Genomic DNA, 25141 nt, shown 5'->3' on the forward strand with positions numbered 1-25141 from the left:
TCAGTGTCGGGATAAACAGATCAAGCCTACGCACAGGCAGTTTGAAGGATGAAGTGTAAAAGCTCACTTTGTTAACAACGGTTATTAATTTTTAATGCACTATTAAAAGATTCACCGTCGACAAAGTGAGCTGTTATGACTGATAAATCCATTCCTTTTTCGGTGCTCGATCTGGCGCCGATCCCAGAAGGCTCCTCGGCCCGAGAAGCTTTTTCTCACTCTCTGGATCTCGCCCGTCTCGCTGAACAGCGTGGCTATCATCGCTACTGGCTGGCGGAACATCACAACATGGTGGGCATCGCCAGCGCGGCGACCTCGGTGCTGATTGGCTATCTGGCGGCAAACACCACGACTCTTCATCTCGGCTCGGGCGGCGTAATGTTGCCGAACCACTCCCCGCTGGTGATTGCCGAACAGTTTGGCACCCTGAATACGCTCTATCCCGGGCGAATTGATTTAGGGCTTGGCCGTGCTCCAGGCAGCGATCAGCCGACTATGCGCGCGCTGCGTCGTCATATGGGCGGTGATATTGATAACTTCCCGCGCGATGTGGCGGAGCTGGTGGACTGGTTTGATGCGCGCGATCCTCATCCGCAGGTGCGCCCGGTACCCGGTTACGGCGAGAAGATCCCCGTGTGGCTGCTCGGTTCGAGTCTGTATAGCGCACAGCTGGCGGCGCAGCTCGGCCTGCCGTTTGCGTTTGCCTCACACTTTGCCCCGGATATGCTGCATCAGGCGCTGCATCTCTATCGCACTCAGTTCAAACCGTCCGAACGGCTGGAAAAACCGCACGCGATGGTGTGTATCAACATTATCGCCGCCGACAGTAACCGCGATGCGGAATTCCTCTTTACCTCCATGCAGCAGGCGTTTGCGAAGCTGCGCCGCGGCGAGAGCGGACAGCTGCCGCCGCCGGTGGAGAATATGCATCAGCTGTGGTCAGCGTCGGAACAGTACGGTGTACAGCAGGCGCTCAGTATGTCGCTGGTGGGCGATAAAGCGAAAGTGCGTCACGGGCTGGAGGCGGTGCTACGAGAAACGCAGGCCGACGAGATTATGGTTAACGGGCAGATTTTCGATCACCAGGCGCGTTTGCACTCGTTTGATCTGGCCATGCAGGTTAAAGAAGAGTTGTTAGGATAGCGTTTGTGCCCGGTGGCGATACGCCTGCCGGGCCTGCAGATTTTTATGCCGGATAAGGCGCAGCCGCCATCCGGCAATCGTCTTACTGATACACCGGCAACACATCAAAGCTCGACAGCACGTGTACCAGCGCGTTTCCGACACCAAAGATCAGAATCAGGGCAATCATCGGCTTGCCGCCCCAGACGCGGAATTTTGGGCTGCCAAAGCGTTTACGTGATTTACGGGCCAGCAGCGCCGGAACGATCGCCGCCCAAATGGTGGCCGCTAAACCGGCATAGCCGATAGCGTACAGGAACCCGTTCGGCCACAGCAGGCCACCGACAATCGGCGGCAGGAAGGTCAGCAACGCGGTTTTGAGACGACCCAACGCGGAATCGTCAAAGCCAAACAGATCCGCCAGATAGTCAAACAGCCCCAGCGTCACCCCGAGGAACGAACTCGCCACGGCAAAGTTCGAGAACACCACCAGCAGCAGATCCAGACTGCGGCTGTTTAGTACGCCACTCAGCGCCTGCACCAGCACATCGATGTTGCCGCCCTTCTGCGCAATGCCGATGAATTCAGGACGCGGGATGTTACCCATCGTCCCCAAAAGCCAAATCACATACAGCCCCAGCGCCAGCAGCGTGCCGTAAACCAGGCAGCGAATAATGGTGCGAGGATCTTTGCCGTAATACTTCATCAGGCTCGGGACGTTACCGTGGTAGCCAAATGACGCCAGGCAGAATGGCAACGTCATGAGCAGGTACGGCGAGTACGACGCGTGGCTTTCGGCAACGTTAAACAGCGTCGCGGGCGTGACATGACCCAGCAGGCTGCCGAAGGTCAGGAAGAAAGTGATGACTTTTGCACCGAGGACGATGGCGGTCATGCGGCTCACCGCTTTGGTGCTCATCCAGACGATAAACGCCACGGCTAGCGCAAAGATCAGACCCGCCACACGCGCCGGGACATTCAGCGACATTTCAGAAAACGTGTGGTGCAGTATCGAACCGCTCGCCGAAATGTAGGCGTAGGTCAGGATATACAGCACGAAAGCAATCGAGATGCCGTTTATCAGGTTCCAGCCTTTCCCCAGCAGGTCTTTAGTGATGGTGTCGAAGCTCGACCCGATACGGTAGTTCAGGTTCGCCTCAAGGATCATCAACCCCGAATGCAGCATGCAGAACCAGGTAAACACCAGCGCTGCCAGCGACCAGAAGAACCACGCACCGGACATGACCACCGGCAGGGAAAACATCCCTGCACCGATTATCGTCCCGCCGATAATCACCACGCCGCCGAGCAGCGAAGGTGAAGTTTGTGTGGTGGTTAGTGTCGCCATACAGCCGTTTCTCCAGTTAAACATTTTGCTACTGCATTTTAATGTGTCGCACTGTACCAGTACGATAGTACAAATGGAATAAAAAAAGCCCCGATAAAAAATATCGGGGCTGTAATGATTACTTTACGCTATCAGGCGTGTATCAGGCGTGGCAATTACGCGTCACGACGACGTGCAGTACCTTCATCGCGACGTGGGCCGCGGTTTTCGCGACGCTCACCGCTGAAGCGACCTGCACCGGCTGGTGCTGCGCCATCACGACGAGGACCACGACCGCCTTCACGACGCTCACCGCCACCGAAACGACGCTCGCCCGCTGGACGATCACCTTCACGGCGAGGACCACGATCAGGACGCGGCTGGGCATCGCCCATCAGCTGCATGTTCATCGGTTTGTTCAGGATGCGGGTGCGAGTAAAGTGCTGCAGAACTTCGCCCGGCATGCCTTTTGGCAGTTCGATCGTAGAGTGCGTACCGAACAGCTTGATGTTACCGATGTAACGGCTACTGATGTCGCCTTCGTTCGCGATAGCGCCAACGATATGACGAACTTCAACACCATCATCACGGCCAACTTCAATGCGGTACAGTTCCATATCGCCTGCGTCACGACGCTCACGACGTGGACGGTCTTCACCGCTACGCTCTGGACGGTCGCCACGTGGACCACGGTCATTACGATCGTTACCGCGACGCTCGAAACGCTCATCGCGCTCACGGAATTCACGCTTAGGACGCATCGGTGCATCAGGTGGCACGATCAGAGCACGTTCGCCCTGTGCCATTTTCAGCAGCGCTGCAGCCAGAGTTTCGATGTCCAGCTCTTCGCCTTCCACAGTCGGCTGAATTTGCGCCAGCAGAGCACGGTACTGATCCAGATCGCTGCTTTCCAGCTGCTGCTGTACTTTCGCGGCGAATTTTTCCAGGCGGCGTTTGCCCAGCAGGTCTGCATTTGGCAGTTCTGCTTCTGGAATGGTCAGCTTCATGGTGCGTTCGATGTTACGCAGCAGACGACGCTCGCGGTTCTCAACGAACAGCAGAGCACGGCCAGCACGACCCGCACGACCGGTACGACCGATACGGTGAACGTAAGACTCGGAATCCATAGGGATGTCGTAGTTCACAACCAGGCTGATACGTTCTACGTCCAGACCACGTGCTGCCACGTCGGTTGCAATCAGGATATCCAGACGACCGTCTTTCAGACGCTCCAGAGTCTGCTCACGCAGGGACTGGTTCATGTCGCCGTTCAGCGCTGCGCTGTTATAGCCGCTACGTTCCAGGGCTTCAGCCACTTCCAGGGTCGCGTTTTTGGTACGAACGAAGATAATCGCCGCATCAAAATCTTCTGCTTCCAGGAAACGCACCAGCGCTTCGTTTTTACGCATACCGTATACAGACCAGTAGCTCTGGCTGATGTCCGGGCGAGTGGTTACGCTGGACTGGATACGCACTTCCTGCGGATCTTTCATGAAGCGACGAGTAATACGACGGATCGCTTCTGGCATCGTTGCAGAGAACAGAGCGGTCTGATGACCCTCTGGGATCTGCGCCATAATGGTTTCTACGTCTTCGATGAAGCCCATGCGCAGCATTTCGTCAGCTTCATCCAGAACCAGACCGCTCAGTTTAGAGAGATCCAGAGTACCGCGTTTCAGGTGATCCAGCAGACGGCCAGGTGTACCGACAACAATCTGTGGACCCTGACGCAGGGCGCGTAACTGCACGTCATAACGCTGGCCGCCGTAAAGGGCTACCACGTTCACGCCGCGCATGTGTTTAGAGAATTCAGTCATCGCTTCCGCTACCTGAACAGCCAGTTCACGGGTCGGAGCGAGTACGAGGATCTGCGGTGCACGCAGTTCCGGATCAATGTTGTGCAGCAGTGGCAGCGAGAACGCTGCGGTTTTACCGCTACCAGTCTGGGCCATGCCCAGCACGTCACGACCAGAGAGCAGATGCGGGATGCATTCAGCCTGGATCGGAGATGGTTTTTCGTAACCCAGATCGTTAAGGGCTTCAAGGATAGTGGCCTTCAGGCCCAGATCTGCAAAAGTGGTTTCGAATTCAGCCATGTAGTACAAGTGCCTCGATATTAATGGCGGCCAGTCTACATAACTCGTCGTGAAAATGATTAGCAATTTTCATTGAAAAGTGTGAACCGGCTCAAAGTAGGTGTATTGACGAACAACAACGCCCTCACCAGTTAAGGTGATGGCAATCAAAAAATGATTACGGGCTGATGTGGTGACGTCAGCTATTGCTGGTCCGATTCTGCCAGGTCGTCTTGCTCCTGGCCCAAGAGCGATAATTCCAACAATGCATAACGGTGCTCAACGAAGTTGTGGACGTTGTTAGCAACCGCTAATTTGAACAGTGCCGTAGCGCTGTCCATATCCCCCAGACTTAGGTAGTACTTACCTAAATAGAAGTTGGTTTCACTGAGATGCTCAGCGAGCGAGGTGTTATCCGTTGCGTCCGCCTTGAGCCTATCCATCAGCGTTGCTTCGCTAATGTTGCCCAGGTAGAACTCGACAATGTTCCATCCCCATTGTTCCTTGTCCGATTTCTCGAAGCGTTGTTTTAACGCCTCTTTCGCCTGCTTCTCATTGAGCTTCTGCTCAACGATGTAAAGCCACAGGACGCGGAAAGGATCATTAGGATCGTCTTGATAAAACGCCAGCAGATCATCTTGCGCTAACTTGTCACGACCGCCGTAATACAATGCGATACCGCGATTCAAGTGCGCGTAGTTGTAAGTTGGATCAAGCTCAAGTACAGAATCAAACGCTTCATAGGCAGCATCAAAATTGCCTGCCTGCGTTAAATATATACCTAAGTAATTGAATACTTCAGGCATATCAGGTCGGATTGCCAGCGCTTGTGAAAAATCATTTCGCGCTAGTGCCCTCAGACCGAGACTATCATACAACACTCCGCGCTCATATAAAAGCTGTGCGCGTTCATCATCGGTTAAAGCCCGACTGGCAAGAATTTGTTCCATGCGTGCCAGAATCACTTCCTGCTGCAAAGTCGGTTGCAATGGCACTGCGAGGACTTCGCTCTTACGCCAGGCAGAGTTGCTGCATCCTGCCAGCGTTAAAGCTGTCGCAACGAAACACCAGCGCAAAAAAGGCTTCATTTCCCACTCCCGAAGACAACTATTGGATGAACGTCCTGTCCCCCGGCTGCTAACAAGGCGTCCTGCCTGATAATACGCCCCCCGCCGAAGCGGAGGGCAAATGCAACCTTACTCGCCTTGTTCTGCGGCCGGGGCTTCCGGCGCGGCAGCAGGCTGAGACTGCTCGGTCGCTTCTTTAATGCTCAGACGGATACGGCCCTGGCGGTCAACTTCCAGAACTTTAACCGGGACTTCCTGGTTCATCTGCAGGTAGTCGGTCACTTTCTCAACGCGCTTGTCAGCGATCTGAGAGATGTGTACCAGACCTTCTTTACCGCCACCGATGGCAACGAACGCGCCAAAGTCAACGATACGGGTCACTTTACCATTGTAGATGCGACCCACTTCGATTTCTGCAGTGATCTCTTCGATACGACGAATCGCGAATTTCGCTTTTTCGCCGTCGGTCGCTGCGATCTTCACAGTACCGTCATCTTCGATTTCGATAGTGGTGCCAGTCTCTTCAGTCAGAGCACGGATAACAGAACCGCCTTTACCGATCACGTCTTTGATCTTGTCTGGGCTGATCTTAATGGTGTGGATACGCGGTGCGAACTGAGAAATGTCGCCGCGTGGCGCGTTGATCGCCTGCTCCATCACGCCCAGGATGTGCAGACGCGCACCTTTAGCCTGGTTCAGTGCAACCTGCATGATCTCTTTGGTGATACCTTCAATTTTGATATCCATCTGCAGTGCAGAGATACCTTCGCGGGAACCCGCTACTTTGAAGTCCATATCGCCCAGGTGATCTTCGTCGCCCAGAATGTCAGACAGAACAACAAAGTTGTCGCCTTCTTTCACCAGGCCCATTGCGATACCCGCAACAGCAGCTTTGATTGGCACGCCCGCATCCATCAGGGCCAGGGAAGCGCCACACACGGAAGCCATGGAAGAAGAACCGTTAGATTCGGTGATTTCAGAAACCACACGAACGGTGTACGGGAATTTGTCAGCTTCCGGCATAACTGCCAGCACGCCGCGCTTCGCCAGACGACCGTGACCAATTTCACGACGCTTAGGCGAGCCAACCATACCGGTTTCACCTACGGAGTACGGAGGGAAGTTATAGTGGAACAGGAAGCTGTCAGTGCGCTCGCCCATCAGTTCGTCGATGTTCTGTGCGTCACGTGCAGTACCCAGAGTCGCGGTTACCAGCGCCTGAGTTTCGCCACGGGTGAACAGTGCGGAACCGTGAGTACGTGGCAGAACGCCAGTACGCACATCCAGACCACGAATCATGTCTTTTTCGCGGCCATCGATACGCGGTTCGCCAGCCAGAACGCGGCTACGTACAGCATTTTTCTCGATAGCGTGCAGGATTTCGCTCAGCTCGTTCGCGTCCAGGGATTCATCTTCTGCAACCAGCGTAGCGATGGTTTCAGATTTGATGACATCAATCTGCGCGTAACGCTCTTGTTTGTCAGTGATGCGGTATGCATCGCTCAGACGCGCTTCTGCCAGTGCAGCAACGCGCGCGTTCAGCGCTTCGTTAACGGCTTCTGGCTGCCAATCCCAACGTGGTTTACCGGCTTCTTTCACCAGATCGTTGATGTTCTGGATAACAATCTGCTGCTGCTCGTGGCCAAATACCACAGCGCCCAGCATCTGGTCTTCGCTCAGCAGTTCTGCTTCGGATTCAACCATCAGTACGGCAGCTTCGGTACCGGCAACAACCAGATCCAACTTACTTTCTTTCAGCTCATCCTGAGTCGGGTTCAGTACGTACTGGTCGTTGATATAACCAACGCGAGCAGAACCGATAGGACCGTTGAATGGAATGCCTGACAGGGACAGTGCAGCGGATGCACCGATCATCGCCACGATGTCCGGGTTAACCTGTGGGTTAACGGAAACAACAGTCGCGATAACCTGAACTTCGTTTACGAAGCCTTCCGGGAAAAGCGGACGAACCGGGCGGTCAATCAGACGCGCAATCAGGGTTTCGCCTTCGCTTGGACGGCCTTCACGACGGAAGAAGCCACCCGGGATTTTACCAGCAGCGTAAGTACGCTCCTGATAGTTAACGGTCAGAGGGAAGAAGTCCTGACCTGGTTTTGCTTTTTTCTGGCCTACAACGGTCACGAATACAGCGGTGTCATCCATGCTTACCATAACGGCAGCAGTAGCCTGACGTGCCATCATGCCGGTTTCCAGCGTGACGGTATGCTGACCATACTGGAATTTACGAACGATCGGATTCAGCAAAATTCTGTCCTTTCTTAATGAATGACAGCACACCTTCGGTGTGCTGTCGATTTAACCCGACCTTCTTCGCATCCTCGCGACTAATGACAACCGACACCCCCATGGGTGAAGCCTCTCATTAGCCGCGCGAACCTCTGCAATGAAGATCATTTATAGCAACAATACAATAGTTTCCAGTGAATTGCTGCCGTCTGGTTGAAAAAAGGGGCCATTAGGCCCCTTTTTCTGAAACTCGCAAGACTTAGCGACGCAGACCCAGACGCTCGATCAGCGCGGTGTAGCGTGCAACATCTTTACGTTTCAGGTAGTCGAGCAGTTTACGACGCTGAGAAACCATACGCAGCAGACCACGACGGCTGTGGTGATCTTTTTTGTGCTCTGCAAAGTGACCCTGCAGGTGGTTAATCTGTGCAGTCAGCAGGGCAACCTGAACTTCGGTAGAACCGCTGTCGTTAGTACCACGACCGAACTCGGAAACGATTTTAGCTTTAGCTTCAACGCTTAGAGACATGATGAACTCCAAAAAATAAAGAATGAAAGGGTGCCGATCTCTAATTCAGCAACCCCAGTTTACGCCGCGCAGATTGTTAAACAATTTGCCCGACGTTAAGCGGCGATATTCTACCCGTCTCCCCTGCTTATCGCAAGGCAAGTAAATCGCTTAGAGGGGATATTCAACAACCAGGCGACGCGGTGCTACGCGGCCTTCGTCATCGATTTCACCCATTCCGATAAACTTGTTTTCTTCGCCTTCGGTAACGCGGACCAGCCCAGTATGCGGGGTATCTGTCGTGCGAACCGGATTGCCGTTTTTAAAGTAAACGGATGAAGTCAGGGGCAAATTCACAATCGGGAAATCAGCAGCCGGGCTGTCCATCGGCATCAGCAGCGGGTCAAGCAAATCGGCCGGGGAGATCCCCTGCTCTTCTGCCTGATCGACCAGCGCGCGAAGATGCTCAAGCGTCACCATACGTTCAACCGGATATTTACTGACCGCAAGACGACGCAGGTAAATCACATGCGCGCCGCAGCCCAGTTTTTCACCCAGATCGTCAATGATGGTGCGAATGTACGTGCCTTTCGAGCAGTGAACTTCCAGCTCCAGCTCGTCACCTTCGTGGCGAATGAACAGCAGTTCGTAGACGGTGATCGGGCGCGCTTCACGCGGGACTTCAATCCCCTGGCGGGCATATTCGTAGAGCTTTTTGCCCTGATACTTCAGCGCCGAATACATGGACGGCACCTGCAGGGTATCCCCACGGAAGCTTTCCAGCGCGGCCTGAAGCTGCTCGGCACTGAAGGTCACCGGACGCTCTTCGACAACCTGACCGTCTGCGTCGGAGGTGTCCGTACGCTGACCAAGTTTCGCGATCACGCGATAGCGCTTATCAGAATCGAGCAGGTACTGGGAAAACTTGGTTGCTTCGCCCAGACAGACAGGCAGCATGCCTGTCGCCAGTGGGTCCAGCGCACCGGTATGCCCGGCGCGGTTAGCGTTATAAAGACGCTTCACTTTTTGCAGCACGTCATTGCTGGATGCGCCCTGAGGTTTATCCAGCAGCAGCACGCCGTGCACGTCGCGGCCGCGACGACGAGGACGACTCATCAGTCCTCCTTGCTGTCGTCCGGGTTCACACGACGTTCATCGTCATGTTTAACCACGCTGGTCACCAGGTTGGACATCCGCATACCTTCTACCAGCGAGTTATCGTAGAAGAAAGTCAGCTCCGGCACGATACGCAGACGCATCGCTTTACCGAGCAGAGAGCGGATAAAACCAGAGGCTTCCTGCAATGCTTTAATGCCATTCTTAACAGCGGCTTCGTCTTTGTCGTTCAGGAACGTGACGAACACTTTGGCATAGGCCAGATCACGGGACATCTCAACGCCCGAAACAGTGGTCATCATACCCACGCGTGGGTCTTTGATTTCGCGTTGCAGGATGAGTGCGATCTCTTTCTGCATCTCCTGAGCCACGCGCTGTGGGCGACCAAATTCTTTCGCCATAATAAATTCTCCAGACAAAAAAGGGGCCATAAGCCCCTTTTGATATTTCATGCCGGGTGGCGCTTCGCTTACCCGGCTTACAATTTTCTTAATCCTTTCGGGGATTAAGCAATGCTACGCTGGATTTCGATGATTTCGAACACTTCGATCATATCGCCAACGCGAACATCGTTGTAGTTCTTAACGCCGATACCACATTCCATGCCGTTACGGACTTCGTTAACGTCATCTTTGAAGCGGCGCAGGGATTCCAGCTCGCCTTCGTAGATAACCACGTTGTCACGCAGAACGCGGATTGGGTTATGACGTTTGATGGTACCTTCGGTAACCATACAACCCGCGATCGCACCAAATTTCGGTGATTTGAACACGTCACGAACTTCAGCCAGACCGATGATCTGCTGTTTCAGTTCTGGAGACAGCATACCGCTCATCGCTGCTTTCACTTCGTCGATCAGATGGTAGATGACGGAGTAGTAGCGCAGATCCAGGCTTTCTGAATCGATAACTTTACGCGCAGAAGCATCAGCACGAACGTTGAAGCCAACCAGAATCGCGTTGGACGCCGCAGCCAGGGTTGCGTCGGTTTCGGTGATACCACCGACACCAGAACCGATGATCTTCACTTTCACTTCGTCGGTAGACAGTTTCAGTAAAGAGTCGGAGATCGCTTCCACAGAACCCTGAACGTCCGCTTTCAGTACGACGTTCACTTCGTGAACTTCGCCTTCAGTCATGTTAGCGAACATGTTCTCGAGTTTAGATTTCTGCTGACGAGCCAGCTTAACTTCACGGAATTTGCCCTGACGATACAGTGCAACTTCACGCGCTTTCTTCTCGTCACGAACAACGGTCACTTCATCACCGGCAGCCGGAACACCGGACAGACCCAGGATTTCCACAGGAATGGATGGACCTGCTTCCAGAACTTCCTGACCCAGTTCGTTACGCATCGCACGAACACGACCGTATTCGAAGCCACACAGTACGATGTCGCCTTTGTTCAGCGTACCTTCACGGACCAGAACCGTGGCAACCGGACCACGACCTTTATCCAGGAAGGATTCGATAACGGCACCGCTTGCCATGCCTTTACGAACGGCTTTCAGCTCCAGAACTTCAGCCTGCAGCAGGATTGCGTTCAGCAGGTCATCAATACCGGTACCCGCTTTTGCAGATACTGGGATGAACTGAGACTCACCGCCCCACTCTTCCGGCATAACGCCGTACTGGGACAGTTCGTTTTTAACGCGATCCATGTCAGCTTCTGGCTTATCGATCTTGTTCACAGCAACAACCACTGGCACCTGCGCCGCTTTCGCGTGCTGGATTGCTTCGATTGTCTGTGGCATCACGCCATCGTCTGCTGCAACAACCAGAACAACGATATCCGTTGCCTGTGCACCACGAGCACGCATAGAGGTAAACGCGGCGTGACCCGGGGTATCCAGGAAGGTGATCATACCGTTGTCAGTTTCAACGTGGTAAGCACCGATGTGCTGGGTAATGCCGCCCGCTTCGCCAGAGGCCACTTTCGTTGAACGAATGTAGTCCAGCAGAGAGGTTTTACCGTGGTCAACGTGACCCATGATGGTCACAACGGGTGCGCGGGATTCTGCCGCAGCGCCAGTGTCACGGTCGCTCATTACCGCTTCTTCCAGCTCGTTTTCACGACGCAGGATAACTTTGTGGCCCATCTCTTCAGCAACCAGCTGCGCGGTTTCCTGATCGATAACCTGGTTAATGGTCGCCATTGCGCCCAGTTTCATCATCGCTTTGATGACCTGAGAGCCTTTAACAGCCATTTTGTTTGCCAGGTCGCCCACGGTGATGGTTTCGCCAATCACAACGTCGCGGTTAACGGCCTGAGCAGGTTTCTGGAAGCCCTGCTGTAAAGAGGAACCTTTACGCTTGCCACCTTTACCACCGCGAACAGCGGCGCGCGCTTCTTCACGGTCAGCTTTGGATTCAGAGTGCTTGTTGCCTTTCTTCTGAGGACGAGCCGCTTTAGTCGTGCGAGTACGGCCACGGCCGCCTTCAACTTCACGATCGTTCTCATCTTCGGCCTGGCGAGCATGCTGAGAAGTCGTGACGTGATAATCGCTCTTATCCTCTTCACCTTTCTCTTTTTCTTGCTCAGCCCAAACACCGGCATTTTCTTCCGCCATACGACGTGCTTCTTCAGCCACGCGACGCGCATCTTCTTCGAGCTTGCGACGTGCTTCTTCTTCCGCTTTACGCTTCAGGTCGGCTGCTTCGGTTTCACGACGGGCTTTTTCTGCCTGGGCGGTTTTGGTCATTTCGTCAGTTTGTTGATTGCTCACTTTGTCTTTTTCCGCAGCTTCACGCTTTGCTTTATCACTGGCATCGCGTTTCGCTTTTTCAGCGGCCTCACGTTCAGCTTTTAATACTGCCTCACGCTTGGCTGTTTCTTCTGCCTCACGATGGGCTTGCTCTTCCGCTTCACGCTGCGCCTGCTCTTCCGCTGCAAGGCGCTCGGCCTCTTGCGGATCACGTTTTACAAAGGTGCGTGTCTTGCGGACTTCGATTTGTACCGATTTGCTTTTTCCACCGGTACCTGGAACATTTAACGTGCTGCGCGTTTTACGCTGCAACGTCAGTTTGTCAGGCGTTGAACCGTGTTCACGGTTCAGGTGCGCTAACAAAGTTTGTTTTTCTTGTGCAGTTACTGAGTCATCAGCAGCCTTTGGGATCCCTGCATCAGCAAATTGCTGTACCAGGCGGTCCACAGGGGTCTGAATCTCAGCAGCCAGCGATTTTACAGTTACATCAGTCATGCTGTTCCTTCCTGCTACAGTTTATTACGCTTCGTCGCCGAACCAGCAAATATTACGTGCGGCCATGATGAGTTCGCCGGCTTTCTCGTCGGTTAAACCTTCGATATCAGCCAGGTCATCAACGCCTTGCTCAGCGAGATCTTCCAGCGTACAAACACCACGGGCAGCCAGCTTGAACGCAATCGCACGATCAAGACCTTCCAGATTCAGCAGGTCATCAGCCGGCTTGTTATCACCAAGGCTTTCTTCCTGAGCCAGCGCCAGGGTGGTCAGTGCGTTTTTAGCGCGTTCACGCAGGGCTTCAACGGTTGCTTCATCCAGGCCGTCAATTTCCAGCAGTTCTTTAATTGGCACATAGGCCAGTTCTTCAAGCGAAGAGAAACCTTCTTCGACCAGGACAGTGGCGAAATCTTCGTCGATGTCCAGGTACTTCGTAAAGTTATCGATCGCTGCATGGGCTTCAGCCTGATGCTTAGCCTGCAGGTCATCAACCGTCATTACGTTCAGATCCCAGCCGCTCAGCTGAGACGCCAGACGGACGTTCTGACCGTTACGACCGATAGCCTGTGCCAGGTTACCTGCTTCAACAGCGATATCCATGGTGTGCTTGTCTTCGTCGACAACGATAGAAGACACGTCAGCCGGAGCCATAGCGTTAATCACGAATTGTGCCGGGTTGTCGTCCCAAAGCACGATATCAATGCGCTCGCCGCCCAGTTCAGTAGAAACAGCCTGGACACGTGCGCCACGCATACCAACGCAAGCACCGACCGGGTCGATACGCTTATCGTTGGTTTTTACCGCGATCTTAGCGCGAGAACCCGGATCGCGGGCCGCTGCTTTGATCTCGATAACTTCTTCACCGATTTCTGGCACCTCAATGCGGAACAGTTCGATCAGCATTTCTGGCTTAGAGCGAGTGACGAAGAGCTGCGCACCACGCGCTTCCGGACGCACTGCGTACAGAACGCCGCGGATACGGTCGCCTGGACGGAAGTTCTCACGCGGCAACATGTCTTCACGCAGGATCACGGCTTCAGCGTTGCTGCCCAGATCCAGAGAGATGTTGTCACGGTTCACTTTCTTCACCACACCGGTGATGATTTCACCTTCGTGTTCGCGGAACTGATCAACCACCATCGCGCGCTCAGCTTCACGTACTTTCTGTACGATAACCTGCTTAGCGGTCTGGGTGGTGATACGGTCGAAGGTGACAGATTCGATCTGATCTTCAACATATTCGCCAACGTTGAAGCTTTCGTCTTCGTAACGAGCCGCTTCAAGCGTGATTTCTTTGGTTGGTTGGGTCACTTCTTCGACGATCACCCAACGGCGGAAGGTATCGAAGTCACCACTTTTACGATCGATTTCTACGCGAACATCGATCTCTTGTTCGTATTTTTTCTTGGTTGCTGTAGCCAGTGCACTTTCCAGCGCTTCGAAAATCTTCTCACGCGGCAGTGATTTCTCGTTAGAGACGGCTTCAACAACAGCCAAAATTTCTTTGTTCATCGCGGGCTTTTCACCTCAATCCAGACTGTTAAAAGTGGGGAACCAGGTTCGCCTTCTGGATATTACTCAGCGCGAACACTTCATCTTTGCCTTCGACTGTCACCGTGATCATCTCACCATCAACGGCCTTAATAATGCCCTGCCATTTACGGCGGTTTTGCACAGCCATACGCAGAACGACAGTCACTTCTTCACCGAGATACCGCGTGTAGTGCTCAGCGGTGAACATCGGACGGTGGAGACCAGGCGAGGAAACTTCCAGGTTATAGGCAACAGTAATAGGATCTTCAACGTCAAGAACTGCACTAACCTGGTGGCTGACATCAGCACAATCATCAACATTGATGCCATCTTCACTATCAATATAGATGCGCAGCGTGGATGTGCGGCTGCGAATAAATTCGATGCCGACCAGTTCGTAGCCCAGTGCTTCGACCGGTGCCTTAATCATCTCTGTTAATTTTTGCTCTAATGTGGACAAGCCCACCCCCAAGACATAAAAAAAGGGCCTAAAGCCCAGTTATTCTGTAGTCAGATAACAAAAAACCCCGATAAATCGGGGCTTTAGATAACTGAACCCTATAGCCGCAACTGCGGCCTGGAGCACTTTCTGAAAGAATTTTTTCAAATCCAGCTACGAAGGCTCTGAGTCTTCACAGTATATTTGAAAAAGAACTTTATAGGAAAGTGGTTGCGGGGGCCGGATTTGAACCGACGACCTTCGGGTTATGAGCCCGACGAGCTACCAGGCTGCTCCACCCCGCGCCTGAAACGTGGCAAATTTTACTCGTTTTGGGTAAAAAATGCAAATAATGCTGGGATTTGGTACCGAGGACGGGACGTAAAATCTGCATGCATTATATTGGTTAGAGCATTCCGCTGTCAACTCTGGTTTCCATGCGCTACGCTGAATAACGTTAAAGGCTTGTGTCTTTTTTCCTGTTTGCCTCGCAACAGGCAGCAGCACAGGATTTTTCACAAAAAATGCACGAATCTCTTCCGGTCATCGACAAAAGATGATTAAATGAAAACTCACTTATTTTGCATAAACATGCAATGAGAGCGAAAGCGGTCTCTAATCAGTCAATCAAGCAGGGTTTTATTTTATGACGACGATTCTCAAGCATCTTCCGGTAGGACAACGTATTGGCATCGCTTTTTCTGGCGGCCTGGATACCAGCGCTGCACTGCTGTGGATGCGCCAAAAGGGAGCGGTTCCTTATGCTTATACTGCGAACCTGGGTCAGCCGGATGAGGAAGATTATGATGCGATCCCTCGTCGTGCCATGGAATATGGCGCAGAAAACGCACGTCTGATTGACTGCCGTAAGCAGCTGGTTGCGGAAGGTATCGCTGCGATTCAGTGCGGTGCATTCCATAACACCACGGGCGGTCTGACCTATTTCAACACCACACCGCTGGGTCGTGCGGTGACGGGCACGATGCTGGTTGCCGCCATGAAAGACGATGGCGTGAACATCTGGGGCGATGGTAGCACCTATAAAGGCAACGACATTGAGCGTTTCTATCGCTATGGTCTACTGACAAACGCCGAACTGCAGATTTATAAACCGTGGCTGGATACCGACTTTATTGACGAGCTGGGCGGCCGCCATGAGATGTCCGAGTTCATGATCGCCTGCGGCTTCGACTACAAAATGTCAGTTGAGAAAGCCTACTCCACCGACTCCAATATGCTGGGTGCGACGCACGAAGCGAAAGACCTGGAATTTCTGAACTCCAGCGTGAAGATCGTTAACCCGATCATGGGCGTGAAGTTCTGGGACGAAAACGTCAAAATCCAGGCTGAAGAAGTAACGGTACGCTTTGAGCGTGGCCACCCGGTTGCCCTGAATGGTCAAACGTTCGCTGATGACGTCGAGCTGATGCTGGAAGCAAACCGCATCGGTGGTCGCCACGGCTTAGGCATGAGCGATCAGATTGAAAACCGTATTATCGAAGCTAAAAGCCGTGGCATCTATGAAGCCCCGGGGATGGCACTGCTGCACATTGCTTACGAGCGTCTGCTGACCGGTATTCACAACGAAGACACCATTGAGCAGTATCACTCCCACGGTCGTCAACTGGGTAAACTGCTGTACCAGGGCCGCTGGTTCGATCCACAGGCACTGATGCTGCGTGATGCTCTGCAGCGTTGGGTTGCAAGCGCTATCACCGGTGAAGTGACTCTGGAACTGCGTCGTGGCAATGATTATTCCATCCTGAACACCGTGTCTGACAACCTGACCTATAAAGCAGAGCGTCTGACGATGGAGAAAGGTGATTCCGTGTTCTCCCCGGACGATCGTATCGGTCAGTTAACCATGCGTAACCTGGATATCACCGACACCCGTGAGAAGCTCTTCAACTACATCGAAACCGGTCTGCTCTCTGCCTCTTCCGGCAATGGCCTGCCGCAGGTTGAGAACCTGGAACACAGCGACAAGAAGTAATTCTTAATAAAGACATGCAAAAGGCGCCTGAGGGCGCCTTTTTTGTTGGCCTGATATTCTTTTGTCGGGCGGGTAAGCGCACTGCCAAAAGCTCGTTATGGCCGGTGGTACTGCGTTTACCGGGTCTGTGAAACAGGGACTCAAAAGATACAGACGAAAAAAAAGACGTCTTTCGACGTCTTTTTTCTGGAATATTGGTACCGAGGATGGGACTCGAACCCACAAGCCCGTTAGGGCACTACCACCTCAAGGTAGCGTGTCTACCAATTCCACCACCTCGGTACTGAGTACTTAGTGCGGGATATCGCTGGTCGGCTTAGCCGGTTCAGCTGGCTGAGTTTGCTCAGTTTTAGACGGAGCACTCAGATTGTCCCACTCGCTTCCTTTTGTGGTCTTGTTGCTATTGATATTGCCAAGCGCCAGACTGATGATGAAGAACAGCGTAGCCAGAATAGCCGTTGTACGGGTCATGAAGTTCGCAGAACCACTTGAACCAAACAGCGTACCGGAAGCGCCTGCTCCGAAGGAGGCTCCCATATCAGCGCCTTTACCTTGCTGCAGCATGATCAGCGCTACAAGAGCGATGGCTACAATAAGGAAAACAACTAAAAGAGCTTCGTACATAATCAACCTGTTCCTTGCGGAGTTGCCGCATACCAATGCTTCGACCAATTTAGCAGGAATTGTGTTTCCCACTGAAGCGGGTGTGAATACTAACCAAAGCGAATGACCTTCGCAAGGGCAATTTCAGCGCATTGTATCAACTGCGGAAAAAAACAGCAAAAGCGCATCTGTCGGGCAAAATAAAGGCGACAAGCGTCGCCTTTTTAAACACTTACTGTGCGAAGTTATGCGGCTTTCACCGCATCGGCGATTCGATGAGCAAACTCAGTGACCTGCTGCTCGTCTTCACCTTCAACCATCACGCGAATAAGCGGCTCAGTACCCGATTTACGCAGCAGCACGCGGCCACGATTCCCGAGGGCAGCTTCGACGTCCGCCATCACCGTTTTCACGTTCTCATTTTCCAGCGGATCGCCTTTACCCGCGGTAAAGCGAACATTCACCAGAATCTGCGGGAACATTTTCATGCCGGTGCAGAGATCGTGCAGACTCATATGGTTACGCACCATCGCGGCAACCACCTGCAGACTGGCGACGATACCGTCACCCGTTGTTGTTTTGTCGAGCAGGATCACGTGGCCGGAGTTTTCAGCCCCAATGCGCCAGCCTTTTTCCTGCAATTTCTCCAGCACATAGCGGTCGCCCACTTTAGCACGCGCAAATGGAATACCCAGCTGCTTCAGCGCCAGCTCAAGACCCATGTTGCTCATCAGCGTACCTACCGCGCCACCGCGAAGCTGGCCCTGACGCAGTCCTTCACGGGCGATGATATAGAGGATCTGATCGCCATCGACCTTATTACCTTCGTGATCCACCATGATGACGCGGTCGCCATCACCGTCAAACGCAATCCCCAGGTCAGCTTTCTCAGCCAGAACGCGGGCCTGCAGCGCGCGCACGTCAGTGGCGCCCACTTCTTCGTTGATGTTGACGCCGTCTGGCTCACAGCCAATAGCAATCACTTTAGCGCCGAGTTCACGGAACACGTTTGGCGCAATGTGGTAGGTCGCGCCATTGGCACAATCGACCACAATTTTGAGGTGGCTCAGGCTCAGTTCGTTCGGGAAGGTGCCTTTACAGAATTCGATGTAACGGCCCGCTGCATCCACAATACGGCTGGCTTTGCCCAGCTCAGAAGAGTCTACGCAGGTCAGCTCTTTTTCCATTTCTGCTTCGATGGCCTCTTCGACTTCATCCGGCAATTTGGTGCCATCGATGGAGAAGAATTTGATGCCGTTGTCGTAGAACGGGTTATGGGAAGCTGAAATCACAATACCGGCTTCAGCGCGGAAGGTGCGCGTCAGATAAGCTACCGCAGGGGTTGGCATTGGGCCGGTAAAGGAAGCGGAAAGCCCGGCGGCTGAAAGCCCCGCCTCTAATGCCGACTCCAGCATATAGCCAGAAATACGGGTGTCTTTACCGATGATGATCTTACGCGAGCCATGACGCGCCAGTACCTTACCTGCCGCCCAACCCAACTTAAGCACAAATTCAGGAGTAATAGGTGCATCACCCACGCGCCCACGGATACCATCGGTGCCAAAATATTTACGATTACTCATAGCGTTTGTTTTCCTTCGCTGACAATGTGGCTTCAACCACACGCATAGCTTCTACTGTCTCTTTGACGTCATGGACGCGAATAATGTGAGCACCTTGCATAGCCGCGATCACCGCGCAGGCAAGGCTGCCGCTCAGACGTTCGCTCGGGCCAACATTCAGCAATTGCCCGACCATGGTTTTTCGCGACATCCCGACCAGCAACGGCAAGCCAAAATGGTGAAATTCCGATAAGCGTGCAAGCAGCTCATAGTTATGGGAGAGATTTTTACCGAAACCGAATCCCGGGTCGAGCAGCAATTTCTCTTTTGCGATACCGGCACGCACACAGCGCGCGATTTGCTCAATAAAGTAGCGATTCACGTCCGCGAACACATCAGAATATTTTGGAGCTTCCTGCATCGTTTTTGGCTGGCCCTGCATGTGCATCAGGCAGACCGGCAAACCGGTTTCTGCGGCAGCCTCAAGAGCTCCAGGCTCAGACAGAGAGCGAATATCATTAATGATGTGAGCACCCACTCTCGCCGATTCACGAATAACTTCCGGCTTAGAGGTGTCGACGGAGATCCAGACTTCAAAGCGCTGGGCGATTGCCTCAACCACCGGGATCACGCGTGATAACTCTTCTTCCACACTCACGTCCGCCGCACCGGGGCGCGTCGATTCGCCGCCGATATCAATAATCGTTGCGCCTGCATTGATCATCAGATTGGCATGCTTCACCGCGTCAATCAGCGTGTTATGCGTGCCGCCGTCGGAAAAGGAGTCAGGGGTAACGTTCAGGATGCCCATCACATGGGGATGTGAGAGATCGAGAGTCGTGTCCTGGGCGAAAAGTTTCATGGCTAAATCCCTGGTATTTTGAGTTATGCAGATAAGAAAAACCCCGGAGCAAGCTCCAGGGTTTCAGGTGAAGATAAATACATCTTCAGCGGTGACTTATTTGTCGCCTAACTGTTCTGACATGGTATTGCCCGGATTTGGCGTACGCGGTTCATCGACCGGACGCGGTGCACGCGGGGTGCCATTGTTGTCAGAATTATTGGAAGCGCCTGGATCTTCCCAGCCTGCTGGTGGACGCACTTCGCGGCGAGCCATCAGGTCGTCAATCTGCGGAGCATCAATGGTCTCATATTTCATGAGCGCATCTTTCATTGAGTGCAGAATGTCCAGGTTGTCATTCAGGATTTCACGTGCGCGGCCATAGTTACGTTCAACCAGTGCCTTCACTTCCTGATCGATGATACGCGCAGTTTCATCGGACATGTGTTTCGCTTTCGCTACAGAGCGGCCCAGGAACACTTCACCTTCCTCTTCCGCGTAGAGCAGCGGACCGAGTTTGTCGGAGAAGCCCCACTGAGTAACCATGTTACGTGCCAGGTTAGTCGCGACTTTGATGTCGTTAGACGCACCGGTAGAAACATGCTCCACACCGTAGATAATCTCTTCAGCCAGACGACCGCCGTACAGGGTCGAAATTTGGCTTTCCAGCTTCTGACGGCTGGCGCTAATCGCATCGCCTTCCGGCAGGAAGAAGGTCACACCCAGTGCGCGACCGCGCGGGATAATGGTCACTTTATGCACCGGATCGTGTTCCGGTACCAGACGACCAATAATCGCATGGCCCGCTTCGTGGTATGCCGTGGACTCTTTCTGCGCTTCAGTCATCACCATGGAGCGACGTTCCGCACCCATCATGATTTTGTCTTTCGCTTTCTCGAACTCCACCATCGACACGACACGTTTGTTACCGCGAGCGGCAAACAGCGCTGCTTCGTTGACCAGGTTTGCCAGGTCAGCACCGGAGAAGCCCGGCGTACCACGTGCGATGATTGCCGCATCGATGTCCGGAGACAGTGGTACGCGACGCATGTGGACTTTAAGGATCTGTTCACGACCACGAACATCCGGCAGACCGACCACAACCTGACGGTCGAAACGGCCTGGACGCAGCAGCGCAGGGTCAAGTACGTCTGGACGGTTAGTCGCCGCGATAACGATGATACCTTCGTTACCTTCGAAGCCGTCCATCTCAACCAGCATCTGGTTCAGAGTCTGTTCACGTTCATCATGACCGCCGCCCAGACCCGCGCCACGCTGGCGGCCTACGGCATCGATTTCATCGATGAAGATAATGCACGGTGCTGCCTTCTTGGCCTGCTCGAACATGTCACGCACACGAGATGCACCAACACCCACGAACATTTCAACGAAGTCAGAACCTGAAATGGTAAAGAACGGGACTTTCGCTTCACCCGCAATGGCTTTCGCCAGCAGGGTTTTACCGGTACCCGGAGGACCAACCATCAGAACGCCTTTCGGGATCTTACCGCCCAGTTTCTGGAAACGGCTCGGCTCACGCAGGTATTCAACCAGTTCTGCCACTTCTTCTTTTGCTTCGTCACAACCTGCGACGTCGGCAAACGTGGTCTTGATCTGATCTTCCGTCAGCATACGCGCTTTGCTCTTACCGAACGACATGGCGCCTTTGCCACCGCCGCCCTGCATTTGGCGCATGAAGAAGATCCAGACACCGATAAGCAGCAGCATCGGGAACCAGGAAATGAAGATAGAAGCCAGCAGGCTTGGCTCTTCAGGCGGCTCACCTACCACCTTGACGTTTTTAGTCAGAAGGTTATCAAGCAGCTTAGGATCGTTCACCGGGATGTAAGTCGTGTAACGGTTACTATCTTTCTTGGTAACGTTGATCTCACGTCCGTTGATACGCGCTTCGCGAACCTGGTCCTGATTGACCTCTTGCAGGAAGGTAGAATAATCCACCTTGCGGCCATTCGACTCGCTGGGCCCAAAGCTCTGGAACACTGACATCAGCACAACGGCAATGACCAGCCAGAGTATTAGGTTTTTCGCCATGTCACTCAAGGGATTAACCTCATATTACAACTGTGTTAAAAACAGCGTCAGGAGACTCTCTATCCAGTGTCTTTCGAACGTTCGTCCGAAGTCAGCCGGTTATCATTTCCGCCCGGTCGCTACAATATACACTTCACGTGAACGAGCACGGGAAGAGTCCGGCTTACGAACTTTCACTTTCGCAAACAGGGAGCGAATTTCCTTAAGATACTCCTCGAAACCTTCGCCCTGGAACACCTTCACTACAAAACTACCACCAGGCGCTAGAACATCACGACACATTTCTAACGCAAGTTCAACCAGATACATGGAACGGGGAATATCCACCGCTGGTGTTCCGCACATATTTGGCGCCATATCAGACATGACAACCTGAACTTTACTGTCACCTACACGTTCGAGTAATGCTTTCAGGACTAATTCATCACGAAAATCGCCCTGAAGGAAGTCAACACCGACAATCGGATCCATTGGTAAAAGATCGCATGCGATGATTCGCCCCTGACCACCAATTTGTGTCACAGCATACTGTGACCATCCGCCAGGTGCCGCACCGAGGTCAACAATCGTCATTCCCGGTTTAAAGAGTTTGTCACTTTGCTGTATTTCATCAAGTTTAAACCAGGCACGGGAACGTAACCCCTTTTTCTGTGCCTGAAGAACATATTTATCGCTAAAGTGTTCCTGGAGCCAGCGGCTGGAGCTGGCAGAACGCTTTTTACCTGTCATTTAACTTTCCGTCCTGGTTCATCGTAACCTGCCTTTGACGTAAATTTCTACGCAGCTATTTGGCGATATAAGGGAGATGGCGGTAGAATGAACCGTTTTCAATCCCAACGTAAGCAAAAATATACGATGAATCTGAGTACTAAACAAAAACAGCACCTTAAAGGTCTGGCACATCCACTCAAGCCTGTAGTCATGCTTGGCAACAATGGTTTGACCGAAGGGGTGCTTGCCGAGATCGAACAAGCGCTGGAGCACCACGAGCTGATTAAGGTGAAAATTGCCTCTGAAGACAGAGACACGAAAACCCTGATCGTGGAAGCTATCGTGCGCAATACCGGTGCCTGTAATGTACAGGTTATCGGTAAAACGCTGGTGCTCTACCGCCCGTCTAAAGAGCGTAAAATCTCGCTGCCACGCTAAGAATATCCTGAATCGAACACTTTTTCAGTGTAAAACGAGGGATTTCCAATAGCAGGTGAGCAAAATGCCATGCTCCGTGAGTTGATAAAAGGCCGCTATGCGGCCTTTTTCCTTTCTTTACAATGTATCAACAACTGCGGTGAGATGCGAATTACAGGTACTCGACCTTGATAATTTCGTATTCCACTTCGCCGCCCGGCGTGCGGATCACCACCACATCGTCCTGCTCTTTGCCAATCAGACCACGGGCAATCGGCGAGTTAACGGAGATGAGGTTCTGTTTAAAGTCCGCCTCGTCATCGCCCACAATGCGGTAAGCCTGCTCTTCGTCATTGTCCAGGTTCAGCACCGTCACGGTAGAACCAAAAATCACGCGGCCATTGTTCGGGATTTTGCTGATATCGATCACCTGTGCATTCGACAGTTTCGCTTCAATATCTTTGATACGGCCTTCACAGAAGCCTTGCTGTTCGCGCGCGGCGTGATACTCCGCGTTCTCTTTCAGGTCGCCATGCTCACGCGCATCCGCGATTGCGGCGATGATTTCAGGACGGCGAACAGATTTCAGAAAATCCAGTTCTTCGCGCAGTTTTTCGGCACCACGTAAGGTCATCGGAATAGCTTGCATTTGTTATACCTCTTAAACATTCCTGTTGGGAGCGACTCACTCACTCCGACTTCCGGCCTCGCAGGCGTCAAAGCGTGTCACAGGTCGGGAGCAAAAGAAAACTTCCCAGAAGCAAAGTTCCAGGTCAGCAGCAATTTTTCAATTTGATGCGCATTTTACCGCGAAGTTCACTATGGGTCATCGTTTACTTTACAGGGCGTTGCACCGTAGTATGACGGTTTGTTTACGGGTTGTTAGCGCGAGATTATGCGATTTTCCAGATTTATCATCGGATTGACTACCAGTGTGGCGTTCACTGTCCAGGCAGCGAATGTGGATGAGTATATTAATCAACTCCCAGCTGGCGCTAACCTTGCGCTGATGGTGCAAAAAGTGGGTGCCCAGGCGCCGGAGATTGACTATCACAGCCAGCAAATGGCACTTCCCGCCAGTACACAGAAAGTGATTACAGCTCTGGCTGCGCTCTTGCAGTTGGGGCCCGATTTCCGCTTCACCACCACGCTGGAAAGCAAAGGCAGCGTGGATGACGGCGTCCTGAAAGGCGATTTAATCGCCCGTTTTGGCGGCGATCCGACTTTTAAGCGTCAGGATATCCGCAATATGGTCGCGGTGCTGAAAAAGTCCGGGGTGCAGAAAATCGACGGCAATGTGCTGATCGATACCTCCATTTTTGCCAGCCACGATAAAGCCCCCGGCTGGCCGTGGAACGACATGACCCAGTGCTTTAGCGCCCCGCCGTCTGCGGCAATCGTCGACCGTAACTGCTTCTCCGTCTCGCTGTACAGCGCGCCTAAGGCCAATGATTTAGCCTTTATTCGCGTGGCGTCCTACTACCCTGTCACCATGTTCAGCCAGGTACGAACGCTGGCGAAAGGCTCGCCTGATGCACAGTATTGCGAGCTGGATGTGGTACCCGGCGATCTGAACCGCTTTACCCTGACCGGATGCCTGACGCAGCGTGCCGACCCGCTGCCGCTAGCGTTCGCCATTCAGGATGGTGCCAGCTACGCCGGTGCCATTCTGAAAGACGAGCTGAAACAGGCCAATATCAGCTATTCCGGGACGCTGCTGCGCCAGACGCAGTCCAATGAACCCGGTACGGTAATTGCCAGCAAACAGTCCGCGCCGCTGCACGATCTGCTTAAGATTATGCTGAAAAAGTCCGACAACATGATCGCCGATACGGTGTTCCGCATGATCGGCCATGCCCGATTCGGCGTTCCCGGTACATGGCGGGCAGGTTCCGATGCCGTTCGCCAGATCTTGCGCCAGCAGGCGGGGATCGATCTTGGTAACACTATTGCGGTCGATGGCTCCGGCCTTTCGCGCCATAATTTGATCTCACCTGCAACAATGATGCAGGTTCTTCAGTACATTGCGCAGCACGACACTGAGCTAAACTTTATCTCGATGCTCCCTCTCGCGGGTTACGATGGCTCTCTGCAGTACCGTGCGGGTCTGCACGCTGCTGGCGTAGACGGAAAAGTCTCCGCCAAAACGGGTTCATTGCAAGGGGTGTATAACCTGGCAGGCTTTATTACCACGGCCAGCGGGCAACGCATGGCGTTTGTGCAGTATCTTTCCGGCTATGCCGTCGAACCGAGCGACCAGCGTAATCGCCGTATCCCTCTGGTGCGTTTCGAAAGCAGGCTTTACAAGGACATCTACCAGAATAACTAG

General features: G+C 53.1%; 21 protein-coding genes and 2 tRNA genes. 4 read left to right on the forward strand and 19 right to left on the reverse strand.

From position 1 onward, the window contains the following. Positions 1 to 135: 135 nt before the first annotated feature. Positions 136 to 1143, forward strand: coding sequence for a luciferase-like monooxygenase (locus tag OVA10_RS00220; protein ID WP_100778761.1), 1008 nt, complete (start codon positions 136 to 138; stop codon positions 1141 to 1143). Between the two features lie 82 nt (positions 1144 to 1225). Here OVA10_RS00220 and mtr read toward each other — a convergent pair whose 3' ends face one another. The 12 genes from mtr to OVA10_RS00280 form a co-directional block, all read right to left on the reverse strand. After that, positions 1226 to 2470, reverse strand: a complete 1245-nt coding sequence (gene mtr / locus OVA10_RS00225; RefSeq protein ID WP_129035379.1) for a tryptophan permease — start codon at positions 2468 to 2470, stop codon at positions 1226 to 1228. 155 nt (positions 2471 to 2625) lie between these two features. After that, positions 2626 to 4545 carry a DEAD/DEAH family ATP-dependent RNA helicase gene (locus OVA10_RS00230; protein WP_100778759.1) on the reverse strand — a complete coding sequence of 640 codons (1920 nt, stop codon included), beginning with the start codon at positions 4543 to 4545 and terminating at the stop codon, positions 2626 to 2628. Then, positions 4538 to 4618, reverse strand: coding sequence for a protein YrbN (gene yrbN / locus OVA10_RS00235; protein ID WP_097919743.1), 81 nt, complete (start codon positions 4616 to 4618; stop codon positions 4538 to 4540). Before yrbN ends, OVA10_RS00230 begins: the two co-directional genes overlap by 8 nt. Before the next feature lie 109 nt (positions 4619 to 4727). Next, entirely contained in the window at positions 4728 to 5612 is an 885-nt protein-coding gene (nlpI, locus tag OVA10_RS00240) for a lipoprotein NlpI (protein ID WP_100778758.1), read from the reverse strand. Between the two features lie 108 nt (positions 5613 to 5720). After that, on the reverse strand, positions 5721 to 7856 hold the full coding sequence (pnp, locus tag OVA10_RS00245; RefSeq protein WP_095283551.1) for a polyribonucleotide nucleotidyltransferase: 2136 nt from the start codon (positions 7854 to 7856) through the stop codon (positions 5721 to 5723). Between the two features lie 241 nt (positions 7857 to 8097). Further along, a complete protein-coding gene (rpsO, locus tag OVA10_RS00250) occupies positions 8098 to 8367 on the reverse strand; it encodes a 30S ribosomal protein S15 (protein WP_003861789.1) in 270 nt (89 codons plus the stop codon). A gap of 150 nt (positions 8368 to 8517) precedes the next feature. Then, positions 8518 to 9462, reverse strand: coding sequence for a tRNA pseudouridine(55) synthase TruB (gene truB / locus OVA10_RS00255; protein ID WP_248859223.1), 945 nt, complete (start codon positions 9460 to 9462; stop codon positions 8518 to 8520). Continuing rightward, positions 9462 to 9863, reverse strand: a complete 402-nt coding sequence (gene rbfA / locus OVA10_RS00260; RefSeq protein ID WP_100778756.1) for a 30S ribosome-binding factor RbfA — start codon at positions 9861 to 9863, stop codon at positions 9462 to 9464. The genes truB and rbfA overlap by 1 nt, the downstream gene beginning before the upstream one ends. A 104-nt stretch (positions 9864 to 9967) precedes the next feature. Beyond that, the gene (infB, locus tag OVA10_RS00265; RefSeq protein WP_100778755.1) at positions 9968 to 12661 is read right to left on the reverse strand and encodes a translation initiation factor IF-2; all 2694 of its coding nucleotides are present in this window, start codon (positions 12659 to 12661) and stop codon (positions 9968 to 9970) included. Positions 12662 to 12685: 24 nt separating this feature from the next. Continuing rightward, on the reverse strand, positions 12686 to 14173 hold the full coding sequence (nusA, locus tag OVA10_RS00270) for a transcription termination factor NusA (protein WP_100778754.1): 1488 nt from the start codon (positions 14171 to 14173) through the stop codon (positions 12686 to 12688). Positions 14174 to 14201: 28 nt separating this feature from the next. Continuing rightward, positions 14202 to 14654: a ribosome maturation factor RimP gene (rimP, locus tag OVA10_RS00275; RefSeq protein ID WP_142503648.1), complete on the reverse strand. Its 453-nt coding sequence runs from the start codon at positions 14652 to 14654 to the stop codon at positions 14202 to 14204. Positions 14655 to 14861: 207 nt separating this feature from the next. Further along, positions 14862 to 14938, reverse strand: a tRNA-Met gene (locus OVA10_RS00280). Between the two features lie 341 nt (positions 14939 to 15279). On the opposite strand from OVA10_RS00280, the gene argG reads away from it, so the two are divergent. Continuing rightward, a complete protein-coding gene (argG, locus tag OVA10_RS00285) occupies positions 15280 to 16626 on the forward strand; it encodes an argininosuccinate synthase (protein WP_100778752.1) in 1347 nt (448 codons plus the stop codon). 195 nt (positions 16627 to 16821) lie between these two features. On the opposite strand, the gene OVA10_RS00290 is transcribed toward argG, so the two are convergent. From OVA10_RS00290 to rlmE, 6 genes are all read right to left on the reverse strand, one after another. Then, positions 16822 to 16908: transfer RNA gene (locus tag OVA10_RS00290), tRNA-Leu, on the reverse strand. Positions 16909 to 16917: 9 nt separating this feature from the next. Further along, positions 16918 to 17250, reverse strand: coding sequence for a preprotein translocase subunit SecG (gene secG, locus OVA10_RS00295; RefSeq protein ID WP_100778751.1), 333 nt, complete (start codon positions 17248 to 17250; stop codon positions 16918 to 16920). Positions 17251 to 17474: 224 nt separating this feature from the next. Beyond that, the gene (gene glmM, locus OVA10_RS00300) at positions 17475 to 18812 is read right to left on the reverse strand and encodes a phosphoglucosamine mutase (RefSeq protein ID WP_123428243.1); all 1338 of its coding nucleotides are present in this window, start codon (positions 18810 to 18812) and stop codon (positions 17475 to 17477) included. Then, complete coding sequence (folP, locus tag OVA10_RS00305; RefSeq protein ID WP_123428241.1) at positions 18805 to 19653, reverse strand: dihydropteroate synthase; 849 nt, start codon at positions 19651 to 19653, stop codon at positions 18805 to 18807. Before folP ends, glmM begins: the two co-directional genes overlap by 8 nt. Before the next feature lie 96 nt (positions 19654 to 19749). Then, positions 19750 to 21684, reverse strand: coding sequence for an ATP-dependent zinc metalloprotease FtsH (gene ftsH / locus OVA10_RS00310; RefSeq protein WP_100778748.1), 1935 nt, complete (start codon positions 21682 to 21684; stop codon positions 19750 to 19752). Between the two features lie 102 nt (positions 21685 to 21786). Then, positions 21787 to 22413 carry a 23S rRNA (uridine(2552)-2'-O)-methyltransferase RlmE gene (gene rlmE, locus OVA10_RS00315; protein WP_100778747.1) on the reverse strand — a complete coding sequence of 209 codons (627 nt, stop codon included), beginning with the start codon at positions 22411 to 22413 and terminating at the stop codon, positions 21787 to 21789. 126 nt (positions 22414 to 22539) lie between these two features. On the opposite strand from rlmE, the gene yhbY reads away from it, so the two are divergent. Then, positions 22540 to 22833: a ribosome assembly RNA-binding protein YhbY gene (gene yhbY / locus OVA10_RS00320; RefSeq protein WP_095283563.1), complete on the forward strand. Its 294-nt coding sequence runs from the start codon at positions 22540 to 22542 to the stop codon at positions 22831 to 22833. A gap of 151 nt (positions 22834 to 22984) precedes the next feature. Here the strand turns inward: yhbY and greA are convergent, their stop codons facing one another. Further along, positions 22985 to 23461 (reverse strand): transcription elongation factor GreA, encoded by a 477-nt coding sequence (gene greA, locus OVA10_RS00325; RefSeq protein WP_100778746.1) that lies wholly within the window; start codon positions 23459 to 23461, stop codon positions 22985 to 22987. A 246-nt stretch (positions 23462 to 23707) separates the two neighbouring features. Here greA and dacB point away from each other — a divergent pair, with 246 nt between their 5' ends. Continuing rightward, a complete protein-coding gene (gene dacB / locus OVA10_RS00330) occupies positions 23708 to 25141 on the forward strand; it encodes a serine-type D-Ala-D-Ala carboxypeptidase (RefSeq protein ID WP_100778745.1) in 1434 nt (477 codons plus the stop codon).

Source organism: Lelliottia sp. SL45 (genome assembly GCF_026672535.1).
Classification (GTDB): Bacteria; Pseudomonadota; Gammaproteobacteria; order Enterobacterales; family Enterobacteriaceae; genus Enterobacter; species Enterobacter nimipressuralis.